The sequence below is a fragment of the Methylocystis bryophila genome (assembly GCF_027925445.1).
GTDB classification, from domain to species: domain Bacteria; phylum Pseudomonadota; class Alphaproteobacteria; order Rhizobiales; family Beijerinckiaceae; genus Methylocystis; species Methylocystis bryophila.
In genome coordinates this window covers 168,577-187,876 of sequence record NZ_AP027149.1, presented here as the reverse complement: position 1 = coordinate 187,876, position 19,300 = coordinate 168,577, and the positions used below count along the sequence as shown (strand labels likewise).

Here is a 19,300-nt window from a genome sequence, read left to right as displayed (position 1 = left end):
CCTGATCCCGTGACGCTGCAAAGGTCGTTCCACCCCTTGAGAGGGCGATGGCGCGTTCGCAAGCTAAACTACAAATGTCTGTGTATGTAGTGTGTGAGTGTCGGAATAGTCTGCAAGACGCCGGCCCGACAAACCCGACCTCTCTCACAACTCTCAGATATATCAATGTCTTAAAAGGAGTGCGACGTCTGGCATGGCCGTTGCTTTGAAAGGCGTGCGAGTGAGGGCTGAGCGCACGCCTACGCCACGCCGAGCGATGTGTTCCTTCCCGCAACCCGCGATCAGTTTCCCAAAATACAGGAACGGCCGCGCCGCAGGCAGGCGTCGGTCGAAGGACACCACAGGAGACGAATATGTCACTACGGCAGATCGCGTTTTACGGCAAAGGGGGCATCGGCAAGTCGACGACGTCCCAGAACACATTGGCGGCGCTTGCGGAGCTGGGTCACCGCATCCTGATCGTCGGCTGCGATCCGAAGGCGGATTCGACGCGCCTGATCCTTCACGCCAAGGCGCAGGACACCATCCTGAGCCTCGCGGCTTCGGCGGGCAGCGTCGAGGACCTTGAGATCGAAGAAGTGATGAAGGTCGGCTATCTCGACATCCGCTGCGTCGAGTCGGGCGGTCCGGAGCCGGGCGTCGGCTGCGCCGGCCGCGGCGTCATCACCTCGATCAACTTCCTCGAGGAGAACGGCGCTTACGAGGACATCGACTATGTGTCCTACGACGTGCTCGGCGACGTTGTCTGCGGCGGCTTCGCGATGCCGATCCGCGAGAACAAGGCGCAGGAAATCTACATCGTCATGTCCGGCGAGATGATGGCCATGTATGCGGCCAACAACATCTCCAAGGGCATTCTGAAATACGCCAACTCCGGCGGCGTGCGCCTGGGCGGGCTGGTCTGCAACGAGCGCCAGACGGACAAGGAGCTTGAGCTTGCTGAGGCTCTTGCGAAGAAGCTCGGCACGACGCTGATCTACTTCGTGCCGCGCGACAATATCGTTCAGCACGCCGAGCTGCGCCGCATGACGGTGATCGAATATGCGCCGGACTCGGTGCAGGCGGGTCACTATCGCAATCTCGCGAACAAGGTGCATGCGAACCAGGGCAAGGGCATCATCCCGACCCCGATCACCATGGACGAGCTCGAAGACATGCTCATGGAGCATGGCATCATGAAGGCCGTCGACGAGAGCCAGATCGGCAAGACCGCCTCGGAACTCTCCGCCATCGCGTAAATCGGAAACAAAAAGTCGGTCTTCCCACACGGGAAGACCGACAACAACGAGAGCATCTCCCGGAAAACTGCAGTGCGAAGCGATTTTTCGGGACATGCTCTGAATTTTTGATTTGGAGCGGGTCCATTTCGATCGCGTGACCCCGCGCGATGGGGACGCGTTCTAGGAGTCTCGCCGTGAACCTACGCGTCGTTCCGGAATCTCCAGTCGCTGAAGCGCGGCAATTTGGGCTCTCCGTCGGCGCCACACAGACGGTTTCAGGCCCCGCGGAAACTTATCGAAAATTGACCGGGGTTCCTCCGAAAGCCGCACGCATCGAGTCGGATGAAGCTTTCGATCTTCACGCCCTCGCCTGTATCGTCTCGGTCGCCGCTTCCGAATCTGGGGCGCTGGCGGAACGAACCGGGCTGAGCGAGGCGGACCTCAGCGCGCTATTCTCGTCGTTCCTGGTCTGTGGCGGGATCGATGCTGATAGCGACGTCGTCGCGACCGAAATGGCGGACGCCGAGGAGGTTGAGCTCATCCGAGATATTTTGCTCGCTCATGTCGTTCCCGGCAGCGAAAAAGGGCGGTGGTTCGCGGCGATGATCGCGAGGCGCGCCCTGGAGCCAAACCACCTCTGGGAAGACCTCGGCTTGCGCAATCGAGGTGAGCTGACTCGGCTGATGGCCCGTCACTTCGGATCGCTCGCTGCGCGCAATGACAAGAATATGCGCTGGAAACGCTTTATCTATCGTTTGATGTGCGAGAATGACGGCTTTGTGATGTGTGCGACCCCTGTCTGTACGAATTGTGCTGACTACAACAGCTGCTTCGGCGCGGAAGAAGGAACAAGCCGCCTCAGCGAAGACCCGGCTTCCCCCGCGTCGCGAGTCTAAATCGACGCGGCGCATGTAAAGTTTCTGACAAATCCCAGCATTAAATGTCAAATAACGCGACACGCCCGAGGATTGGGCGTTTGTCGCGTCGCGCCTGATGGCATGCGCCTTGCTTCTCTTCGATCAAGAAACGCATCCTAAAGGCTTCTCACCATGATCCTCGTTTCGGAATCAGCCGTCGCCGCCGTCAAGGACGCGATGGAAAAGGCAGGCCAGCTTGAGGGCGGCTTAAGGATACTCGTCAAGCAAGGCGGCTGCGCAGGCTATCAATATGTCGTCGATCTCGACAGGGAACAACGAACCGACGACATCATCGTTGAAGCAGGGGGTGTTCGCATCCTCATTGATCCCGCCTCGAGTCCGTGGCTGCAGGGAATGACGCTCGGTTACAAGCGAGGCTTGGAAGGCGAGGGATTCACTTTCGAAAATCCGAACGCCTCGTCGACATGCGGCTGTCAGAAATCCTTCAACTAACGACGCGGGTCGAGAGCCCCACGGCGCCCGGAGCGAAGCAGCCAGTTCCGAGAGAGCGCTTTGAAGGAAGAGCTGCGACCTCAACCGCAATAAGGCAGGCCCAGTCAGCGCCTGATGTAACCATGCCCCGTTCCTCACGCTGCTCGACAGTCGACGATCCTCCCGGCGAACCGGCTTCCGTCCGAAAGCTTGTGTTGAATGACACGACGCTGCGCGACGGCGAGCAGGCGCCGGGCGTGGCCTTCACCCGCGCGGAGAAGGTGGAGATCGCCAGCGCGCTCGCCCGGGCCGGTGTTCGCGAGCTCGAGGCCGGAACGCCGGCGATGGGGGCGGACGAGATCGCCAGCATTCGTTCGATCGTCGAGGCAGAATTGCCGCTTCGCGCCATCGCTTGGTGCCGGATGCGAAAAGAGGACGTCGATGCGGCGCTCGCCGCCGGCGTCTCGATGGTCAATCTCTCCGTGCCCGCCTCGGATCGACAGATCGCGGTGAAGCTGCGAGGCGACCGCGCGCAAGCCAAGGAGCTGACCGCGCGGGTGGTGGAATATGCGCGTGGCCGAGGCTTGGAAGTCGCCGTCGGCGGCGAGGATTCCTCGCGGGCGGAGCCGGAGTTCCTTATCGAACTCATGGCCGTCGCCCGCGCGGCGGGCGCGCGTCGCTTCCGTGTCGCCGACACGCTCAGCGTTCTCGATCCTTTCTCCTCCTTCGCGCTGATCTCGCAATTGCGCCGAGAAACGGACATGGAGATCGAGATCCATTGTCATGATGATCTCGGCTTGGCCACAGCCAACACCCTCGCCGGCGTCAGGGGCGGCGCGTCCCACGCTTCCGTAACCGTCATCGGGCTCGGCGAGCGCGCCGGCAATGCCCCGCTCGAAGAAGTCGCCGTGGCCGCAACACAGCTCTATCGATACGATACGGGCGTGCGGCTGACCGAGCTTCAGGCTATCGCCAAGCTCGTCGCCGAGGCGGCGCGCCGACCCATTCCGGTCGATAAATCAATCGTCGGCGACCATGCCTTCACGCATGAGTCCGGTATTCATGTCGCCGGCCTGCTCAAGGACAAGCTCACCTATCAGTCTCTCGATCCTTGCGCCTTGGGCAGAGCCCACAGCATCGTCATCGGAAAGCACTCGGGTTCGGCTGCCGTCGCGGCGATGCTGGAGGATATGCGTCTTCCTGTGGACACTGAGGAGATCAGCAGGATCCTTGCGCGCGTGCGCGCATGCGCGCTCAACCATAAAGGGCCTGTCAGCAAAGAGGCCCTGAAAGACATCTGGCGCGACGTGCGCAGCCAGTCGGAAGCGAGAACGCTATGAAGCGGGCGATGTCAGGTCTTACCCAAGAGAGAGCGCATGTTTCGGGGAAGGCCGAGACTGCGAATGCGGCCTCTCGCCCCCGACCGATCCTCGAGGATCTCGCTTGCGTTTCGACGCGCGATCCCGCGGCGCGCGGAAAGTTCGAGACTCTGCTCACCTATCCCGGCGTTCACGCCGTCATCTGGCACCGCCTGGCGAATTGGCTATGGTCGCATGAATGGCGTTTCTTAGCGCGGCTGACTTCCTGGCTTTGCCGCTTTCTCACCAACATTGACATTCACCCCGGGGCGAGCATTGGAAGACGCTTCTTCATCGACCACGGCGCCGGCGTCGTGATCGGTGAGACCGCCGTCGTGGGCGACGATGTCACGATCTATCACGGCGTGACGTTAGGCGGCGTCTCCTGGTCTCCCGGCAGGCGTCATCCCATGCTCGAGGATGGCGTCATCGTGGGCGCGGGCGCGAAGATTCTCGGACCGATCACGGTTGGCCGCAATGCTCGCGTCGGCGCCAATTCCGTCGTCATCGAGAGTGTTCCCCGCGACGCCACTGTCGTCGGCATTCCCGCCAAGACCGTGCAACGCGACGCCGCGCGTTACGCATTCGGCGGCCGTATCAACCTCAATCATCATCTCATCCCCGACCCGGTCGGGGAAGCCTTCGCCGCGCTCGCCGATCGGGTCGAATTTTTGGAGGCGCGCCTTTCCCACCTGCAAAATAAGGTGAAGGGGCGCGTCGACTCTCTTCCGGCGCAGAGCGCCGCCGCGGGCGCCTCAGAGCCGCCGCGCATCATCTGAAGGAGCAAGGAATGTCTTCCACGCCGAGCATCATCGACGAACTCAAGAAAGCGTCTTCCGCCGAGGAATTCTTCACCCTGCTCAAGGTTGACTACGAACCCCAGATCGTGAACGTGGCGCGCCTTCACATATTGCGGCGCATGGGGGAATATCTCTTCAAAGAGGATTTCTCGAGCTTCTCAGACGAAGAGGCGGTCGAGAAATGCAGGATGTTCCTCGAGCAGGCCTATCTGGATTTCACAAAATCCTCGCCGATCGCCGAGCGCCTGTTCAAGGTCCACAAAGACGCGGTGAAGCCTCCTCAACAGCCGACGCTCGTGCAGCTCGGCGCCCAGAAGTAAGCGACCTTCGCGAGCCAAGGATCAGCCGATGCACATCGTCGTTTGTATGAAACAAGTGCCGGACTCCGCGCAGATACGTGTTCATCCCGTGACGAACACGATCATGCGGCAGGGCGTTCCCACGATCATCAATCCCTATGATCTCTTCGCGATCGAGGAAGCGCTGCGCTTGCGCGACCAGTTCGGCGGGGAAGTGACGGTGTTGACCATGGGTCCGCCTTCTGCGGAGGATAGTCTGCGCAAGGCTCTCAGCTTCGGCGTCGACCGCGCGGTCCTGCTGACCGACCGCTTTTTTGCCGGCGCCGACACGCTCGCAACGACCTATGCGCTCGCGACGGCGCTGCGCAAGATTGGCGCGGAGTTCGGGCCTCCCGATATCGTCTTCACCGGAAAGCAGACCATCGACGGCGACACGGCGCAGGTCGGGCCTGGAGTCGCCAAGCGTCTGGGGCTCATTCAGCTGACCTATGTCTCAAAGATCAATTCCGTCGACGCCGAAAAGCGCCTGATCGAAGTCGAGCGACGCGCGGAAGGGGGCGTGCAGCAGTTGCAGAGTCGCCTGCCTTGCTTGATCACCATCCTCGAGGGCGTGAACGAGATCCGTGTCGGTTCCTTGACGGATGCGTTGAAGGCCGCGCGCGCGAAGGTCGTGAAGTGGAGCGCGCAGGAGGCCGGCGTCGAGGACATCACCAAATGCGGGCTTCGTGGATCGCCGACCATCGTCAAGAAGGTTTTCGCGCCGCAGCCGCGCGCGCAAAAGGCCGAGCTGATCGAGCTCGGCGAGCAGCCAGGCGAGTCCCTTGTCGAAGCGCTGTTCCAGCGTCAACCCAAGTTGGAGAGCGAGCTCGAGAAGCTCGCGCGGGGCTACTAATGATCGCAGCCGGAGGTGGATATGAGTGAGGCAACAAAAACTCCCGCGGCAGGCGGTCGCGCATCGGCGAAAAAGGAGCTGCCCGAGCATCTCAAAGCCTACAAGCACGTCTGGGTGTTTGTCGAACAAGAACGCGGCCACACGCATCCCGTTTCATGGGAGCTGATGGGGGCGGGACGCGTGCTTGCCGACAAGCTGGGCGTCGATCTGGCCGCGGTTGTCGTGGGGGCCAAGAACGATGACACGCAGGCGGTTGTGCGGGAGACCTTCTGTTATGGCGCGGATCTTTGTTATTTCGTCGCCGACGACATTCTGAAGGACTACCGCAACGAAAGCTACACCAAGGCGCTGACGGACCTCGTCAACACCTACAAGCCTGAGATCCTGCTGCTCGGCGCGACGACGCTCGGCCGAGATCTCGCCGGCTCCGTCGCGACAACGCTCCTCACAGGTCTGACAGCGGATTGCACGGCGCTCGACGTCGACGCGGAGGGCTCTCTCGCGGCAACCCGTCCGACTTTCGGCGGCTCGCTGCTCTGCACGATCTTCACGCTGAACTACCGGCCGCAGATGGCGACGATCCGCCCGCGTGTGATGCCGATGCCCGATCGCGTGACGAAACCGATCGGCCGGGTGGTTGAGCATCCCTTGGGCCTTGTCGAGGACGACATCGTGACCAAGGTGCTCGCTTTCTTGCCGGATAGGGATTCCTCAAAATCCAATCTCGCATTCGCCGACGTCGTCGTCGCGGGCGGGCTTGGATTGGGGTCTCCGGAAAACTTCCAGCTCGTGCGTCAGCTCGCTGGCGTTATTGGAGCCGAATACGGCTGTTCTCGCCCGTTGGTACAAAAGGGTTGGGTCAGTTCTGACCGTCAAATTGGCCAGACCGGCAAGACGATCCGTCCTAAACTGTACATCGCCGCGGGCATTTCGGGCGCCATCCAACATCGGGTCGGCGTCGAAGGCGCGGATTACATTCTCGCGATAAACACCGACAAAAACGCCCCGATCTACGATTTCGCCCATCTCGGCGTCGTCGGTGACGCGGTACGCCTTTTGCCTGCCCTCACAGAAGCGTTCTCCAAACGTTTGTCGCCCCACACGCGCGACCGTTTGGCGAGCTAAAGGAGACAAGCCCGTGATCGACGAAAGATTCGATGCGATCGTGGTCGGCGCCGGAATGGCCGGCAATGCGGCGGCGCTGACCCTCGCTCAAAGAGGACTCAAAGTGCTCCAGCTGGAGCGCGGCGAATACTCCGGCTCAAAGAATGTCCAAGGCGCAATTCTTTATGCGGACATGCTGGAAAAGCTCATTCCAGATTTCCGCGAAGATGCGCCGCTCGAGCGCCATTTGGTCGAGCAGCGCTTCTGGATGGTGGACGAGAATTCCCACACGGGGCTGCACTATCGTTCGGACGACTTCAACGAGGAGAAGCCGAACCGCTATACGATCATCCGCGCGCAGTTCGACAAGTGGTTCTCAAAGAGGGTTCAGGAGGCTGGCGCGGTCGTCCTTTGCGAGACGACGGTGAAGGAGCTGATCCAGGACGCGCGTGGCAAGGTCATCGGAGTCAAGACCGATCGCAAGAACGGGCAGGTCGCCGCCGATGTCGTCGTTCTCGCCGAGGGCGTCAACGGTCTGCTCGGCACGCGCGCGGGGCTCCGCGAGCGGCCCGATGCCAGCAAGGTCGCGCTTGCGGTGAAGGAAATGCACTTCCTTCCGCAGGAGACGCTCGAGGCGCGCTTCAATCTGACCGGTGATGAAGGCGCGGTGATCGAGGTGGTCGGAACGATCTCCGAGGGCATGACCGGCATGGGCTTCATCTACACCAACAAGGAGTCCATCTCGCTTGGAATCGGCTGCCTCGTGTCCGATTTCGAGAAGAGCGGTCAGACGCCTTACGGCCTGCTCGAGAAATTCAAGTCGCATCCTTCCGTTAGCGCGCTGATCGCGGGCTCGGAGGTCAAGGAATATGCGGCGCACCTCATTCCCGAGGGCGGCTATAATGCGATCCCGCAGCTTTACGGCGACGGCTGGGTCGTTGTCGGCGATGCGGCGCAGCTTAACAACGCCATCCATCGCGAAGGCTCGAATCTGGCGATGACCTCGGGTCGTATCGCGGCGGAGGCGATCTTTCAGATCAAGTCCCGGCGCGATCCCATGACCGCGGAAAATTTGGCGCTCTATAAGAAGATGCTGGACGATTCCTTCGTCATGAAGGACCTGAAAAAATACCGCGACATGCCGGAGCTCTTGCACATCCGCGCGCAGAACTTCTTCCTCACATACCCGCAGCTCGTGTCGAAGGCCATGAAGGAATTCGTGCGCGTTGACGGCGTGACGAAGAAGGAAAAGCAGAAGAGCACGCTTCGGTCCTTCCTGGCGGCGCGGTCGCTGAAGGGCATCGTCGGTGACGCTTGGAGTTTGGCGCGCGCGTGGCGATGAGAATGTGAGCTTAAACGGTCATTGGTAGAAGGAGCAGAGAGATGGCGCAGGCAGCGAGCAAGGTGGAGGACAAGCTCTATCTCAATCGTTATCTCGTCGACGCGGGTCGCGCCCACATCAAGGTGCGGCCCCATACAAAGCCCTCGCCACAGCTTCTGAGCCTTCTGAAGCTGTGCCCGGCGCATTGTTACGAGATGAACTCGACGGGACAGGTAGAGATCGCGACGGATGGTTGCGTCGAGTGCGGCACATGTCGCGTGATCGCCGAACCCAGTGGCGATATCGAATGGAACTATCCGCGCGGCGGCTACGGCGTGCTGTTCAAATTCGGCTGATCCTGTGCGGTAAGTAAGCCATTCAAAGGTTAGCCTCGCCGCGCGCGAGCCTCCCTCGAATGGCGCTCTCGCGAGAGCGTGCGACATAGCGGGAGCAGGGAATTCAAAGGCGCTCCAGCCTGAGCTGCTGAGAAACCAACCGGCAGCAGCTCAGGAAAAGCCTGTGTCGCAGCCGAGTTGGACGAGTTCAGTGAGCGAGGCCTGAGGCGTTGCCCGCGCGCGACTTATCGGCTTCTTGGGGCGGGACCCATCACGCGATCGTAAAGCGCAAGCTCTCGGCTCGTGTCTTTCCCGCTCGAACGGAATCCTTCGAGTGACAAGGAATCGCGCCAAACCAAGAACATAGCGCCTGTCATGGAAAACCGCATCGCAGTTTTCCGTGACAGGCTCGAGATCGAGCTGTGCGAAAAACGCTTGGCGCTTTTTCGCATCGCGCTCTAACGACGCAATCGGCCAATTGCGCGGAAGATCACACTTTCGCCGAGTCGGCAGTCGCATGGCGGCTGTCGTGGGGATTGCCGGGATCGTTCCTCATCCAGTCTGCGAGTTTCGCCAAGTCTTCGCCGATACGATGGCGCATGGGCTCGTCGGCGATCGTCTCGACGAGGGCGGCGTTCATGCAGGATAACCAAGCGTCACGTTCTGCGAGCCCGATGCGAAGATGCGCGTGCCGCATGCGCATGCGCGGGTGTCCCTTTTTCGCCGAGTAATCTCTGGGGCCGCCCAGCCATTCGGCCAGGTAGGTTTTCAGCGCGGCGCGGGTAGGTTCCAAATCTTCCGCATGCATCGCGCGGATTCCCCGCGCTTCAGGGAAGCTTTCCATGTTGCGATAGAAGACATCGACTAGTGCGTCGACGGCCTTCTGGCCGCCGATTCGCTCGAATGCCGTGCTTGCGTTTTCGGGCATTGACTGCCTTTCAGTCCTGTCTTGATGACGGCGGCCGACCTCGTCGCGCTCGCGAACTCCGTGCCATGCGCATGTCGCCGACGATTTGTCTTATGTTATCTTTCCTCGCAATTGAGCCCCATGCGTCGCGCGCGTCAATGGAGCGTCACCGCCATGCGCGCGTTCTTTACAGAGGGAATGAAATTTGTCCTGATAGCCGTCACTGTCGCCTCGGCGATGGCCCGCCCGCGCTCGTCCGTGCCGGTCCAGCTCGCCGAAGTTCCGCGCGGGTCGATCTCGATCAGCTTCACGCCCTGCGGGACGAGGATGTCATCGCGCGCGATCCCGCGCAGTCGGCCGTCCATCGGCGCAGGAACCGGCAGGCCGTCGAGACGACCCATCACATAGCCCTTGAAGACGCGCGCGCCAATGTCGAGGGGAGTTCGCCACACGCCGGAACGCGCCGCATAAACGAAGCGCTCGCGCCCCACGCCGCCCAGATAGCGCGGCACGCCGTCCGAGGCCCGCGTCGCGCCCGTCGCGAGGAGCTCGCCGGTGTGTGCGGGATGTGTCTCGACGGCGATGTCGCAATTGAAGCCGGCGGTGAAATTGGGGCCTAATCCGATGGAGAGGCCGGCGGTCTTGCGTAGATCGGGGGTGACACGATGTTTCTGAATGCGCGCGTCGATCAGTATGTCGGGGATTCGCAAGGGGATCACGTCGGAGAGCTGAAGCTCAGTGACGGCGACGGCTCTGCCGCTCGCCAAGGCTTCGCCGATCTCCAGTGTCGAGCCCACCCGTCGCCCGGGAATTTCGTCAATCTCGACCTGGTCGTCGAAAAGCACATCATAGAACGCCATGCCCCGTCGAATGACCGGCGGGAACGGGTCATGGCACATCAGCACCCGGCCGCCCTCGCGCCGCAGACGGACGGCGACGGCGGAGGCGATTTCGTTCGTGCCGAGGATCAGCACAAAGGGAGCGCTCCGATCTTCGAGAAACTTATCTAACATTCGTTTCGACATGCTCGCCTCCGCTATATAGACGAAGCAATAAACGCGCCGTTTAGAGCGCGCTTCGAAGAAAAACGGGAAACCGGGTTCTCACTGATAGCGTGCTCTCATATTTCACAATTAAACGTGTTTACTGCGTTCGGGCGGCTCCGCCCGAACGCAGCGTGGTCTAGAGATCCACGTACACGAACTTTGCCGCCTTTAGCGTCGGGTAGTTCTCCCGCAGCGCTTTGGCGAGTTTGCCGACCAACACTTTGTCCGACGCGGCAGAAGGTCCGACAAAGTCGGTTCCCTGCATCCAGGTCTCGAAGTGGCAGTGAAGGCCTTCGTCATATTCCGCATCGGTCGGGTGGGCCGTTTTGTCCGCAAGAGAGGCGACGCCAGCGCGCGTGACTTCGAGGCGCCAGTCCCTGTCGTCCTCGACGACGCGTAGAAGTTCCGCGACATCCGCGTCGGTCCATGATCCATTCAGGTCGATCGACATCGTGCTTTCCTTTCGAGTTTCCGCAGTCCGCGCTACAAGGCTCGCCCGGACAAGTTTATTCACGGATCGGGCGAATGTGGTCGGGTCGACGCGCTCTAAACTTTCAGAATCGATCACGCGTTCTGCATTCATGCGATTCCGCCTGAACGCAGCGTGATCTAGGGCGCGGCGAAAATCGGCGTCACGCCTTCGGCGTCGACATAGATAATCCCGGCCTCGATCTTTACGGGATATTCGGCGAGCGGCGTCGCATGCGGATGTGAGGGCTCTCCCGTCAGCATGTTCCATGACCACCGATGGATCGGACAGACGAGCTCGACGCCGTCAAACTCCGCATCCGCGAGCGGCGCGTTCGTGTGCGGGCACACTCCTTGGAACGCTTTGACGACGCCGTTTTCCGGCCAAGCGAGCACGACGAGCTGCTGAGCGGCGACAACGATGCGCATATCCCCCTCGATGAGGGTTTCCTCCTTGCAGACACGTTCGAACATGCTGGCCTCGCGCTGACGCGGCTGGCGATAAACTTGCATCGACAGCGTCAACGAAAGCGACGCAAGATGGGCGCCGCGCCATTGTTGGAATGTCGGCTCATGCACAACAAGCGAATCGCAGCATTCCGCGAAAATCCGGGCGGCGCCTGGACGCCCGCGGATTTCGAGATCACCGCGTCGCAATACGCGATGAAGTTTCGAAAGGCGACCGGAACGCATGTCGTCTTCACGCATCCATCGACGCTCTACTGCGCCGCAATCCCGTTGAAAGCCGCTCCCAGATCCGTCCATGTGAAAGCCTTCTTGGAAATGATCGACCGGATGGAGGAGATCGACTGATGAACGCCCAGCATATCTATGCGAGCAACATCGAGCAGCTTTCTTCCGAAGACGGCGGCTACTGGGTCGTGAGCTTTCCTGACATCCCCGGCTGCCTCGGCGTCGGCGACAGCATGGCGGAGGCGGAGGCCGATGCGCAGAACGCGCTGGCGGCCTGTCTCGACGCCTTCAAGGCCATCGATCGGCCGGCGCCGATTCCGTCGGAACGACCGGAGTGACGGCGTCGCCTTTCGCGGCTTTGCGCGAAGAGCCCGGATGCGTAAACCCGGTTCCCGCAGAGATAACAGCACGAGGGTTCCGGCTGCTCACGCTACGCTGCTACCACAGCGACTCTGCGCCGCCATCCTTTGCCTGGATTGATCAGCGCATCTTCCGCGCGCCGAACCGGGCAAGCCGTCATGGCCTCAACTTTGGTCTCGCCTTTCAGCCGGAAATTGCAAGCTGGTTGATCGACCGGGTCGGGCGCGCCTCTCTCGCCGGACACTACCCTCCACAGCGCAATCCGGAATGGCCGACGACGATTTGGCGCAGCGCCGATCGCCGATGGGATGACGGAATGCGCACGACGGAATGGTTCGCGGAAGTGACTTTCGCCTCACAAAATCATGCGGAAGCCTTTGAGGAAAAATGGCGCCGGCGACTTGCCGGCGGGACCGGCGACTAGATCAGGCTGCGTTCGGGCGCTGTCGCGCGTAAAGCAGACAACGTGATCGATTCTAAGAGTTAAGAGCGTGATCGCGTGGAAGCACGCCATGCCGAGCTCACTCGATCTCGCTGCGCGCGGCATCGCGCCGGAAGAGCAGGCTCAAATTGTTTGCGGGCATCTCGATGATTTCCGGTTCTGTGAACCCGTTGCGGATGGCGCATTCCGTCATGCGCTCGAGGTCTCGCAGGCCCCATTCCGGGTTTTTTCCGCGCAGCCACTCGTCGAAGGCCTGATTGCTCTCGGCCGTGTGCGCGCCGCCGCGCTTATAGGGGCCATAGAGATAGAGCGGCTTGCCAAGGTCGAGCAGGCGTCCCGCCTCTTTGAACAATCCTTCCGTCGCGGACCAGGGAGAAATATGCGCCATGTTGATGCAGATGATCGCTTCGGCGTTGTCGATCGGCCAGGGCGAGGCGGCGGCGTCGAGCGTGATCGGAGCGAGGATATTGGGAAGTCCGGAAGCGTCGATCCATGCGGAAATGCTGGTCCGCGCCGACTCGTCTGGATCGGAGGGAAGAAAGACGAGCTGCGGAAAATATTTTGCAAAATAGATCACATGCTCGCCGGAGCCGCTCGCGATTTCAAGCGCGAGGCCCCGCTCCGGCAAGATGCGGCGCAAGAGCTCCAAAATGGGTTCGCGATTGCGTTCGACCGAAGGCGCCCGCTGACGCGGATCATTCATGGCTGGATCTCGCTCGGCGTTCACCGCTTTCAGACCGAGTCGGTCGCCGGTCTGGGCTCAGATCGCCGCCGCAGTCCCTTCATTGTTGGAACGCGGGGCTGGGGTCATGCTCGGCGGTGAGTTCGCGAACCTTGTCCATGATAGACAGCCAAACCTCGCGTTCCTCGTTTTTTCCGCCGAACTCGAAGCTCCTCGCCATATCCGCAGCGACGCTGATGCCATCTTCCCCATAATGTTCTGCGAGGATCCAGGCCGTCCTCCACACCTGTTCTTCCGTCGTCATCGTGAAGCACTCCCGATATTCAGACGTCCTCAGAGATCCAGGACGAGCTGATCGCCCTTTCCGCGAGAGACGCAAGCGAGCAAATACCCCTCGGCTCTTTGCTCGGGTGTGAGACGCTTGTCACGGTGGTCAATCTCGCCCTCGAGCACTTTGATCTTGCAGGTGCCGCAGAGGCCCTGCTCGCATGAGGTCGGAACCTTGACGCCTTTCTCCTCGAGAAGGGCCGTGATGGTCTTGTCTCCAGGGATTTCGTAAACCGCGCCCGTGCTGGCGATCTTTACCTTGAAGACCTTGTCGAGCACCGGAGCCGCCAATTTGGCGGTGAAGCGCTCGATGTGTATGCGCTCGTCGTTCCAGCCTTTCTGCTTGGCGAGGTTGACGATGGGATCCATCCACCAATCCGCGCCGCAGATGAAGAGCTGCGTGTCCTCGGGACGATCCGCAAACAAGGTGGCGGGGTTGAGGAGCTGATTGTCCTTGCTCGACTCGAAATAATAGCTGGTGTTCTCGGCGAAGCTCGATGCGCCGATGAAGCCGGCAAACGCATCGGGCGACATGAGCGCATAGACATAATGCAGCTCGAAAGGCACGCCGCGCGTCTTGAGATCGTCGGCGATGCTCAGGATCGGCGTCACTCCGATCCCCCGCGCGACGAGAATCGCTCGCGCCGCATTTTTCGGCACGCGAAAACGGTTGCGGGGCAGACTGATCTCTAGGCGGTCGCCGACGTTCACCGCGTCGTGCAGCGCGACGGAGCCGCCGCGGCTATTCCCGTCCTTCCAAACGCCGATGACATAACGGTTGCGTTCCGAGGCGGGGTTGCAGATCGAATATTGCCGCACGAAGCCCCCGGGAATCGTGAGGTCGACATGCGACCCGGCGGAGAAGGGCGGCAGTTCTCCGCCCTCCGCGTCGACGAGCTCGAACGACATCATGTTATGGGCTTCGAGGTTCTTCTTCGCCACGATAACCGAGCGCGAAGCTTCTTCCGACATCTCATCCTCCGGTCGCTAGATGCGAGGCACGCGCGGGTAGATGCAATTCGCGGACCGAAGCCGATCTGAGTAAGGCGTTGTTTTTTGTGGTTGTCCTGATTGATGCGGCTGCCAAGCAGCGCCTTGACGGTGTGCGAACTTGGATCATCGGCCGGACGAGGAGCTCGCGAAGATCTCCAGCAGCGCGTCGCGCGCTTCGACGATGCGGTGATAATCCTCGTCGCTGCCGCCGGCGTCCGGATGCGCGTTCTTTGCCAATTTGCGGAAGGCGGCGTTGATCTCCGAGGGCTTGAGAGCGCCGTCCTTCGGAAGCTCTAGCGTCTCCCGATGCTCGCGCTGATTGGTGACGCCCTCGAACTGCGCATAGAGCGCGCGGCGCTTCTCCATCGCCTCCTTGCGCAGCTCGACCTGATCCTCCTGCCATTTTTGCCGCGACATCACGAGACATGCGGCGAAAGCGATCCGGCCCTGCGTCTCCAGTTCATCGAGGCTGAAGGGGCCGACAACCTCGTAGGGCGGCGCGAGATAGGCCATTCGGCCGCCCTCGCCATGCTCGATACGGCCAATAATCGCCATGTCGAGCACGCCCATGGAGCCGTTCCAGACAACGACTTGCTCGTTCAGCGTCATACGGCGGCTTCCATCCTCTGGCCGGATCTGGGCCTTGAGGCCGCCGCGACGAGGCGCGACGTTCGGGCCGCATTTCGCCATGCATTCTGGAAGCCAGGATCATGTCGCGCCGCACGCGGTGGGCGGTCGGCAAACGCCTTGCATGCCGCCGCGGAAGGTCGGGGCTCTCAGGGATAGGCGCGGCGTGACGGGGATTGTCGAAGGACCGAAAATCGCGGCCTTGTCCTGCGGCAAGGCGGTCTATCTCGTTGTCTTGCTCCACGGCCCCGATAGCCGCGGCGAGGCCATCATCAATCACGCGCTCAATTGGGCGCCGACCATGCCCAAGGCTGAATTTTTGGCGGTCGAAGCCCCGTTTGTTTCGCCATCAGGCGGAAGGCGGTGGAGTGACGCCTCCGGCTCGAGGGATCTCGACGTGTCGGCCTCCCTCCTCGACAAATTTCTCGACGACATGTTGGCGCAGCGCCGTCTTCCCGAGAGCCATCTGGCGCTCGTCGGTTTTTCTGACGGCGCGCGGCTTGCGTTGCAGGTCGGGCTTCGCCGACCCAAGCCGATAGCCGCCATCGTCTCCTTCTCCGGCGCGATCGAGGAGGACGATGCGCTGTTCCAGGAGATTCGCGTGCGGCCGCCGGTGCTGATGATCCATGGCGAGGCCGACGCCACCGCGCCTTTCGCGGCGATGACGGCGACGAAGGAGCGCCTCAAGGCGCTGGGCGTTCCGGTCAAAAGCTTACGCCGGCCGGGCCTCGGTCACGAAATGGACGATGACGGCGTCATCGCTGCCGGCGATTTCCTCTCCGCCCAGCTCGTCCACAAATCGAGCGCTCACACGGAAGACGAACATAGTGACGAGCATGAGCATGGTTGACGCGACAGGGACGGTCGAGCGCGGAGCCGTACCCGCTCTGCTCAAGAGATTTATCTGGGACATTCAGTCCATGGTCGAGCTGACGGACAGTGAGCGGGAGATTCTCCTCATCGGCCGCGACCTGATGACTCGCCTCGTCGCCAGCGATGATTGGTTTCCGGCGGTCTTCGCTCAGGCGAAACCGGGGGAGGGCGCGCAGTTTCAGCTTTTCCGCGATGTCCTCGACCGTTTCTCCGTCGTCGCGACCGTGCTGGCGCCTGGCGCCAGCCTGTGGATCGACCAATCCTCCCATTGGGAGATCGCCGGCGGGTTATCGGGGGCCGTCGCGCGACAGCCCTACGATCTTGACGCGCAGGGAAAGGCGGAAGCGCGCGTTCTGCGATCGGGAGAAGTCGAAGCGCGCGGCTCGCGCGGCGCGCAACCCATGATCCTATCCAATCCGGCGGAAGCGCAAAACGCGATCACTCTCCACGTGTACGGCGGCGACCTCGGAAAGCTCCTCCGTCGCGCATGGACCGGGGAAGGGCCCGCCGAGGGCCCCGGGGTCGGTTACGCCAATGGCGAGGGCGCGCCGCCCTACGACATCTTCTCCATTCAAACCGAAATCGCGGATTGAAGACCGCGCCGGCTGGGTTTGCCGTGACGGCTGTAAGCTCTCCGTCGCCATCTTTATGATAAGGAAGAACACATGGCTCGAGCTTTGTCTGCCTATCTTTCCCGCGACAACGTCCCCGCGCGCAAGCCCCTCCAGCAGGCGATCGACGCGCTCAAGCTGCCCCTGAAGCTCGATAGCGATTACGTTCCCTTCGAAACCTCGGGCTATCTGCCGTGCACGCTCGACGGGGAGGACGCGGGCTTCGATTTGCGTTTTGGCGACGTCGCAGAGGATGTCTCGACCGCGCTCAATCTCGGGGAGCGAAATGTCGCGCTCAATTTAAAATGGGGCGGCGACCCGCGCGAAGAGGCGGCTGCGCTGATTTTCTGCGCGGCCCTCGCCAATGATTTCGACGCGGTCGTGCAGGGAACGGAGGCCTTGTCGGTCAAGCAGCTCGTGGCCAAGGCTAGAAGTCTTTTGGAAGGCTGATAAGAATCCAAGAGCCGCGTTGCGGCTCACCCTGTCGCCGTGTCGAAGGCTTCCAGCGTGGCGCGGAGGCCTTCTTCATCCCAAACCGGGAGGGAGCAGGTTTCTCCGGCGCAAACGAAAGCGGCTCCCGCCTTGTCTTTTGCCGCCTTCCATTGCGCCGCCTCGAGAGCCGAGGGCGGCCGAGAGCCGTCTGCATCCACCACGATCCGGTCGAAATAGGGAAGGCGAAGCGCCGCCGCCAGTAGCTTTTGCCGCTCAGGCCCGATCATGACGATGGTCTTGGCGCGGAGCCGCGAGTCCAGCGCGTTGAGACAGGCGAGATGACCGAAGAAATTCGCCTCTATGGCGGGCGTCAGCGCTGCAAAGAGAGCGTCGGCGCGCTCCCGCCATTTGTCCTCGCCAGTCTGGGCGGCGAGACGAACAAGCGCCGAAAGATAGACCCCATGCGCATTGGGAATGGCGTCGTCAGCGGTGGGAGAGAGCCGCAGGATCAAATCCCGCGCATCCCGCGCCGCCATGCACAGAAGGCCCGTCTGCGGATCTCGATGATAGCTCTCGAGCGCTTCGGCCCAGGCTTTGGCGTCGGCAAGATAGTCCCGCCGCGGCGCTGGATTTGTCAGCGCGTTTCGCGCTTCGTGCAGCGCCAGCGCCGCGCCCATCATGGCCGCGTGGTCCAGAGCCAAGCCGGGGCTCACGAGCGCCTCGGCGCGCCAGCTATGCGCTAAACGCAGGCGGCCCTCCTCGTCATGAAACGCGCATTTGGCCACGATGAAGTCATAGGCGCGCGCCGCCATGACGATCCAGTCGGGCTCTTCGAAGGCGAGGGCGGCTTTCACCAGCGCCGCGATCATGAGGCCGTTCCAGTCCGCCATGATCTTGTCGTCAAGCCCGGGACGCGGGCGACCCTCGCGGGTGAGCCGCAATTTCTCGCAGAGCGCGGCGAGGCGAGCTTCCTCCTCGGGCGTCGCCGCCGGAGAGCCGAGCCGATTGAGAATGATCACAGTCTCGCCGCGCGACTCGTCATGCCAATTGCCCTCGGGCGACGCGTCGTAAAAGGCCCCGAGGAAGCGCGCGTCTTCCTCGCCGAGCGCTGCGACGATCTCTCCGAAAGTCCAGACATAGAATCGGCCTTCGGCCCCCTCGCTGTCCGCATCGAGGCTCGCGCAAAAGGCGCCGTCGGGCGCCGTCATCTCGCGACGAAGCCATTCGACGGTTTCAACGACCCTTCGACGGAACAGGTCGTCGCCCGTCTGCTTGTGACAAAGCGCCAGCATCTCCAGGAGCAGCGCATTGTCGTAAAGCATTTTCTCGAAATGCGGGGCGAGCCAGCGCGCGTCCGTGGAATAGCGGGCGAAGCCGCCGCCGAGATGGTCGTAAATCCCGCCTTGCGACATTTTCGTCAAAGTGAGCGCCACGAGATCGCGAAAGACGGACGGGCCGCCGCGCGCGCCGGCGCGCCAAAGAAATTCCAACACCGGCGTGTTGGGGAATTTGGGCGCGCCTTTCAATCCGCCGTCTACCGGATCCATCGCCTGAGCGATGCGCGTCGCGAGTTCGATTAACTGCGCGGGCGGGAAGGCAAAGGAACGAGACGCCGAGCCGGATGCGGCCGCCTCCTGCAGTCGCTCGCGTATCGCCTTTGTGTTCTGGACAATCGTTGCCGGTTCTTTGTGAAAGGCTTCCGCCACGCGTTGCAAAACGCTAACGAAGGCTGGACGTCCATATTGATCGGACTTTGGAAAATAGGTGCCGCCCCAAAAGGCCTCGCCTTCCGGCGTCAGAAACATCGTCAGGGGCCAGCCGCCTCGCTGCCCCAAAGCCTGCAGCGCCGTCATGTAGAGATGATCGATATCTGGCCGCTCTTCCCGATCCACCTTGATGTTGACGAAGAGCTCGTTCATCACCGCGGCGGTGTCGGGGTCTTCGAAGCTCTCATGGGCCATGACATGGCACCAATGGCAGGCGGCATAGCCCACCGAGAGCAGAATGGGCTTGCGTAGTCTGCGCGCCTCTTGCAGCGCCTCGGGACCCCATAGGCGCCAATGCACGGGATTATCGGCGTGTTGCAGCAGATAGGGGCTCGCGGCCCGATGAAGCTCGTTGCCGGACATGTTTTGTCGCTCGTCAAAGGGCGCCGGGCCCG

General features: G+C 61.7%; 25 protein-coding genes. 16 read left to right on the top strand and 9 right to left on the bottom strand.

Annotated features, from left to right (window positions below):
- Positions 1-353: 353 nt before the first annotated feature.
- From nifH to QMG80_RS00835, 10 genes are all read left to right on the top strand, one after another.
- Positions 354-1,238, top strand: coding sequence for a nitrogenase iron protein (gene nifH, locus QMG80_RS00880; RefSeq protein ID WP_085771099.1), 885 nt, complete (start codon positions 354-356; stop codon positions 1,236-1,238).
- Between the two features lie 176 nt (positions 1,239-1,414).
- Positions 1,415-2,116 (top strand): nitrogen fixation protein NifQ, encoded by a 702-nt coding sequence (locus QMG80_RS00875; RefSeq protein ID WP_245300138.1) that lies wholly within the window; start codon positions 1,415-1,417, stop codon positions 2,114-2,116.
- A 153-nt stretch (positions 2,117-2,269) separates the two neighbouring features.
- Positions 2,270-2,590, top strand: a complete 321-nt coding sequence (locus QMG80_RS00870; RefSeq protein ID WP_085771097.1) for a HesB/IscA family protein — start codon at positions 2,270-2,272, stop codon at positions 2,588-2,590.
- Positions 2,591-2,712: 122 nt separating this feature from the next.
- On the top strand, positions 2,713-3,909 hold the full coding sequence (gene nifV / locus QMG80_RS00865) for a homocitrate synthase (RefSeq protein WP_085771096.1): 1,197 nt from the start codon (positions 2,713-2,715) through the stop codon (positions 3,907-3,909).
- 8 nt (positions 3,910-3,917) lie between these two features.
- The gene (gene cysE / locus QMG80_RS00860) at positions 3,918-4,706 is read left to right on the top strand and encodes a serine O-acetyltransferase (protein WP_085773592.1); all 789 of its coding nucleotides are present in this window, start codon (positions 3,918-3,920) and stop codon (positions 4,704-4,706) included.
- A gap of 11 nt (positions 4,707-4,717) precedes the next feature.
- Entirely contained in the window at positions 4,718-5,047 is a 330-nt protein-coding gene (gene nifW, locus QMG80_RS00855) for a nitrogenase stabilizing/protective protein NifW (protein WP_199769044.1), read from the top strand.
- A gap of 28 nt (positions 5,048-5,075) precedes the next feature.
- Positions 5,076-5,918 (top strand): electron transfer flavoprotein subunit beta/FixA family protein, encoded by an 843-nt coding sequence (locus tag QMG80_RS00850; RefSeq protein WP_085771094.1) that lies wholly within the window; start codon positions 5,076-5,078, stop codon positions 5,916-5,918.
- Positions 5,919-5,939: 21 nt separating this feature from the next.
- Positions 5,940-7,043, top strand: a complete 1,104-nt coding sequence (locus tag QMG80_RS00845) for an electron transfer flavoprotein subunit alpha/FixB family protein (RefSeq protein WP_085771093.1) — start codon at positions 5,940-5,942, stop codon at positions 7,041-7,043.
- Positions 7,044-7,056: 13 nt separating this feature from the next.
- Positions 7,057-8,364, top strand: a complete 1,308-nt coding sequence (locus QMG80_RS00840; protein ID WP_085771092.1) for an FAD-dependent oxidoreductase — start codon at positions 7,057-7,059, stop codon at positions 8,362-8,364.
- Between the two features lie 41 nt (positions 8,365-8,405).
- Positions 8,406-8,699, top strand: coding sequence for a ferredoxin family protein (locus QMG80_RS00835; protein ID WP_085771091.1), 294 nt, complete (start codon positions 8,406-8,408; stop codon positions 8,697-8,699).
- A 469-nt stretch (positions 8,700-9,168) separates the two neighbouring features.
- On the opposite strand, the gene QMG80_RS00830 is transcribed toward QMG80_RS00835, so the two are convergent.
- The 4 genes from QMG80_RS00830 to QMG80_RS00815 form a co-directional block, all read right to left on the bottom strand.
- Positions 9,169-9,606: a group II truncated hemoglobin gene (locus tag QMG80_RS00830; protein WP_085771089.1), complete on the bottom strand. Its 438-nt coding sequence runs from the start codon at positions 9,604-9,606 to the stop codon at positions 9,169-9,171.
- 134 nt (positions 9,607-9,740) lie between these two features.
- Positions 9,741-10,610, bottom strand: coding sequence for a xanthine dehydrogenase (locus QMG80_RS00825; protein ID WP_085771088.1), 870 nt, complete (start codon positions 10,608-10,610; stop codon positions 9,741-9,743).
- 157 nt (positions 10,611-10,767) lie between these two features.
- Positions 10,768-11,082: a hypothetical protein gene (locus QMG80_RS00820; RefSeq protein WP_085771087.1), complete on the bottom strand. Its 315-nt coding sequence runs from the start codon at positions 11,080-11,082 to the stop codon at positions 10,768-10,770.
- Positions 11,083-11,240: 158 nt separating this feature from the next.
- Entirely contained in the window at positions 11,241-11,573 is a 333-nt protein-coding gene (locus QMG80_RS00815) for a Rieske 2Fe-2S domain-containing protein (RefSeq protein ID WP_085773591.1), read from the bottom strand.
- Between the two features lie 99 nt (positions 11,574-11,672).
- Here QMG80_RS00815 and QMG80_RS00810 point away from each other — a divergent pair, with 99 nt between their 5' ends.
- From QMG80_RS00810 to QMG80_RS00800, 3 genes are read left to right on the top strand one after another with little or no spacing between them, the layout of a single operon-like run.
- Positions 11,673-11,912, top strand: a complete 240-nt coding sequence (locus tag QMG80_RS00810) for a hypothetical protein (protein ID WP_085771086.1) — start codon at positions 11,673-11,675, stop codon at positions 11,910-11,912.
- Positions 11,912-12,130 (top strand): type II toxin-antitoxin system HicB family antitoxin, encoded by a 219-nt coding sequence (locus QMG80_RS00805; RefSeq protein ID WP_085771085.1) that lies wholly within the window; start codon positions 11,912-11,914, stop codon positions 12,128-12,130. Before QMG80_RS00810 ends, QMG80_RS00805 begins: the two co-directional genes overlap by 1 nt.
- Complete coding sequence (locus tag QMG80_RS00800; RefSeq protein WP_085771084.1) at positions 12,127-12,576, top strand: hypothetical protein; 450 nt, start codon at positions 12,127-12,129, stop codon at positions 12,574-12,576. Before QMG80_RS00805 ends, QMG80_RS00800 begins: the two co-directional genes overlap by 4 nt.
- 97 nt (positions 12,577-12,673) lie before the next feature.
- Here the strand turns inward: QMG80_RS00800 and QMG80_RS00795 are convergent, their stop codons facing one another.
- From QMG80_RS00795 to QMG80_RS00780, 4 genes are all read right to left on the bottom strand, one after another.
- Positions 12,674-13,297 carry a DUF938 domain-containing protein gene (locus QMG80_RS00795; protein ID WP_085771083.1) on the bottom strand — a complete coding sequence of 208 codons (624 nt, stop codon included), beginning with the start codon at positions 13,295-13,297 and terminating at the stop codon, positions 12,674-12,676.
- A 79-nt stretch (positions 13,298-13,376) separates the two neighbouring features.
- On the bottom strand, positions 13,377-13,580 hold the full coding sequence (locus QMG80_RS00790; protein WP_085771082.1) for a hypothetical protein: 204 nt from the start codon (positions 13,578-13,580) through the stop codon (positions 13,377-13,379).
- Positions 13,581-13,609: 29 nt separating this feature from the next.
- Complete coding sequence (locus tag QMG80_RS00785) at positions 13,610-14,575, bottom strand: PDR/VanB family oxidoreductase (RefSeq protein ID WP_085771081.1); 966 nt, start codon at positions 14,573-14,575, stop codon at positions 13,610-13,612.
- Positions 14,576-14,719: 144 nt separating this feature from the next.
- Complete coding sequence (locus QMG80_RS00780) at positions 14,720-15,205, bottom strand: molecular chaperone DnaJ (RefSeq protein WP_085773590.1); 486 nt, start codon at positions 15,203-15,205, stop codon at positions 14,720-14,722.
- Positions 15,206-15,389: 184 nt separating this feature from the next.
- Here QMG80_RS00780 and QMG80_RS00775 point away from each other — a divergent pair, with 184 nt between their 5' ends.
- The 3 genes from QMG80_RS00775 to QMG80_RS00765 all read left to right on the top strand — a co-directional run bounded on the left by QMG80_RS00775 (position 15,390) and on the right by QMG80_RS00765 (position 17,157).
- Positions 15,390-16,073, top strand: a complete 684-nt coding sequence (locus QMG80_RS00775; RefSeq protein ID WP_245300137.1) for an alpha/beta hydrolase — start codon at positions 15,390-15,392, stop codon at positions 16,071-16,073.
- Entirely contained in the window at positions 16,066-16,689 is a 624-nt protein-coding gene (locus QMG80_RS00770; protein WP_245300136.1) for a cysteine dioxygenase family protein, read from the top strand. Before QMG80_RS00775 ends, QMG80_RS00770 begins: the two co-directional genes overlap by 8 nt.
- A gap of 72 nt (positions 16,690-16,761) precedes the next feature.
- Positions 16,762-17,157 carry a hypothetical protein gene (locus QMG80_RS00765; RefSeq protein WP_085771080.1) on the top strand — a complete coding sequence of 132 codons (396 nt, stop codon included), beginning with the start codon at positions 16,762-16,764 and terminating at the stop codon, positions 17,155-17,157.
- Between the two features lie 26 nt (positions 17,158-17,183).
- Here the strand turns inward: QMG80_RS00765 and QMG80_RS00760 are convergent, their stop codons facing one another.
- Positions 17,184-19,268 carry a thioredoxin domain-containing protein gene (locus QMG80_RS00760; protein WP_085771079.1) on the bottom strand — a complete coding sequence of 695 codons (2,085 nt, stop codon included), beginning with the start codon at positions 19,266-19,268 and terminating at the stop codon, positions 17,184-17,186.
- Positions 19,269-19,300 lie beyond the last annotated feature (32 nt).

Excerpts from the sequence above, each read along its gene's own strand:
- QMG80_RS00820 (WP_085771087.1), bottom strand. The coding sequence starts at position 11,082 with ATGTCGATCGACCTGAATGGATCATGGACCGACGCGGATGTCGCGGAA.
- nifH (WP_085771099.1), top strand. The coding sequence starts at position 354 with ATGTCACTACGGCAGATCGCGTTTTACGGCAAAGGGGGCATCGGCAAG.
- nifW (WP_199769044.1), top strand. The coding sequence starts at position 4,718 with ATGTCTTCCACGCCGAGCATCATCGACGAACTCAAGAAAGCGTCTTCC.
- QMG80_RS00765 (WP_085771080.1), top strand. The coding sequence starts at position 16,762 with ATGGCTCGAGCTTTGTCTGCCTATCTTTCCCGCGACAACGTCCCCGCG.
- QMG80_RS00850 (WP_085771094.1), top strand. The coding sequence starts at position 5,076 with ATGCACATCGTCGTTTGTATGAAACAAGTGCCGGACTCCGCGCAGATA.
- QMG80_RS00795 (WP_085771083.1), bottom strand. The coding sequence starts at position 13,297 with ATGAATGATCCGCGTCAGCGGGCGCCTTCGGTCGAACGCAATCGCGAA.
- cysE (WP_085773592.1), top strand. The coding sequence starts at position 3,918 with ATGTCAGGTCTTACCCAAGAGAGAGCGCATGTTTCGGGGAAGGCCGAG.
- QMG80_RS00825 (WP_085771088.1), bottom strand. The coding sequence starts at position 10,610 with ATGTCGAAACGAATGTTAGATAAGTTTCTCGAAGATCGGAGCGCTCCC.
- QMG80_RS00805 (WP_085771085.1), top strand. The coding sequence starts at position 11,912 with ATGAACGCCCAGCATATCTATGCGAGCAACATCGAGCAGCTTTCTTCC.
- QMG80_RS00760 (WP_085771079.1), bottom strand. The coding sequence starts at position 19,268 with ATGTCCGGCAACGAGCTTCATCGGGCCGCGAGCCCCTATCTGCTGCAA.
- QMG80_RS00830 (WP_085771089.1), bottom strand. The coding sequence starts at position 9,606 with ATGCCCGAAAACGCAAGCACGGCATTCGAGCGAATCGGCGGCCAGAAG.
- nifV (WP_085771096.1), top strand. The coding sequence starts at position 2,713 with ATGCCCCGTTCCTCACGCTGCTCGACAGTCGACGATCCTCCCGGCGAA.
- QMG80_RS00770 (WP_245300136.1), top strand. The coding sequence starts at position 16,066 with ATGGTTGACGCGACAGGGACGGTCGAGCGCGGAGCCGTACCCGCTCTG.
- QMG80_RS00835 (WP_085771091.1), top strand. The coding sequence starts at position 8,406 with ATGGCGCAGGCAGCGAGCAAGGTGGAGGACAAGCTCTATCTCAATCGT.
- QMG80_RS00785 (WP_085771081.1), bottom strand. The coding sequence starts at position 14,575 with ATGTCGGAAGAAGCTTCGCGCTCGGTTATCGTGGCGAAGAAGAACCTC.
- QMG80_RS00870 (WP_085771097.1), top strand. The coding sequence starts at position 2,270 with ATGATCCTCGTTTCGGAATCAGCCGTCGCCGCCGTCAAGGACGCGATG.
- QMG80_RS00790 (WP_085771082.1), bottom strand. The coding sequence starts at position 13,580 with ATGACGACGGAAGAACAGGTGTGGAGGACGGCCTGGATCCTCGCAGAA.
- QMG80_RS00845 (WP_085771093.1), top strand. The coding sequence starts at position 5,940 with ATGAGTGAGGCAACAAAAACTCCCGCGGCAGGCGGTCGCGCATCGGCG.
- QMG80_RS00780 (WP_085773590.1), bottom strand. The coding sequence starts at position 15,205 with ATGACGCTGAACGAGCAAGTCGTTGTCTGGAACGGCTCCATGGGCGTG.
- QMG80_RS00810 (WP_085771086.1), top strand. The coding sequence starts at position 11,673 with ATGCACAACAAGCGAATCGCAGCATTCCGCGAAAATCCGGGCGGCGCC.
- QMG80_RS00815 (WP_085773591.1), bottom strand. The coding sequence starts at position 11,573 with ATGTTCGAACGTGTCTGCAAGGAGGAAACCCTCATCGAGGGGGATATG.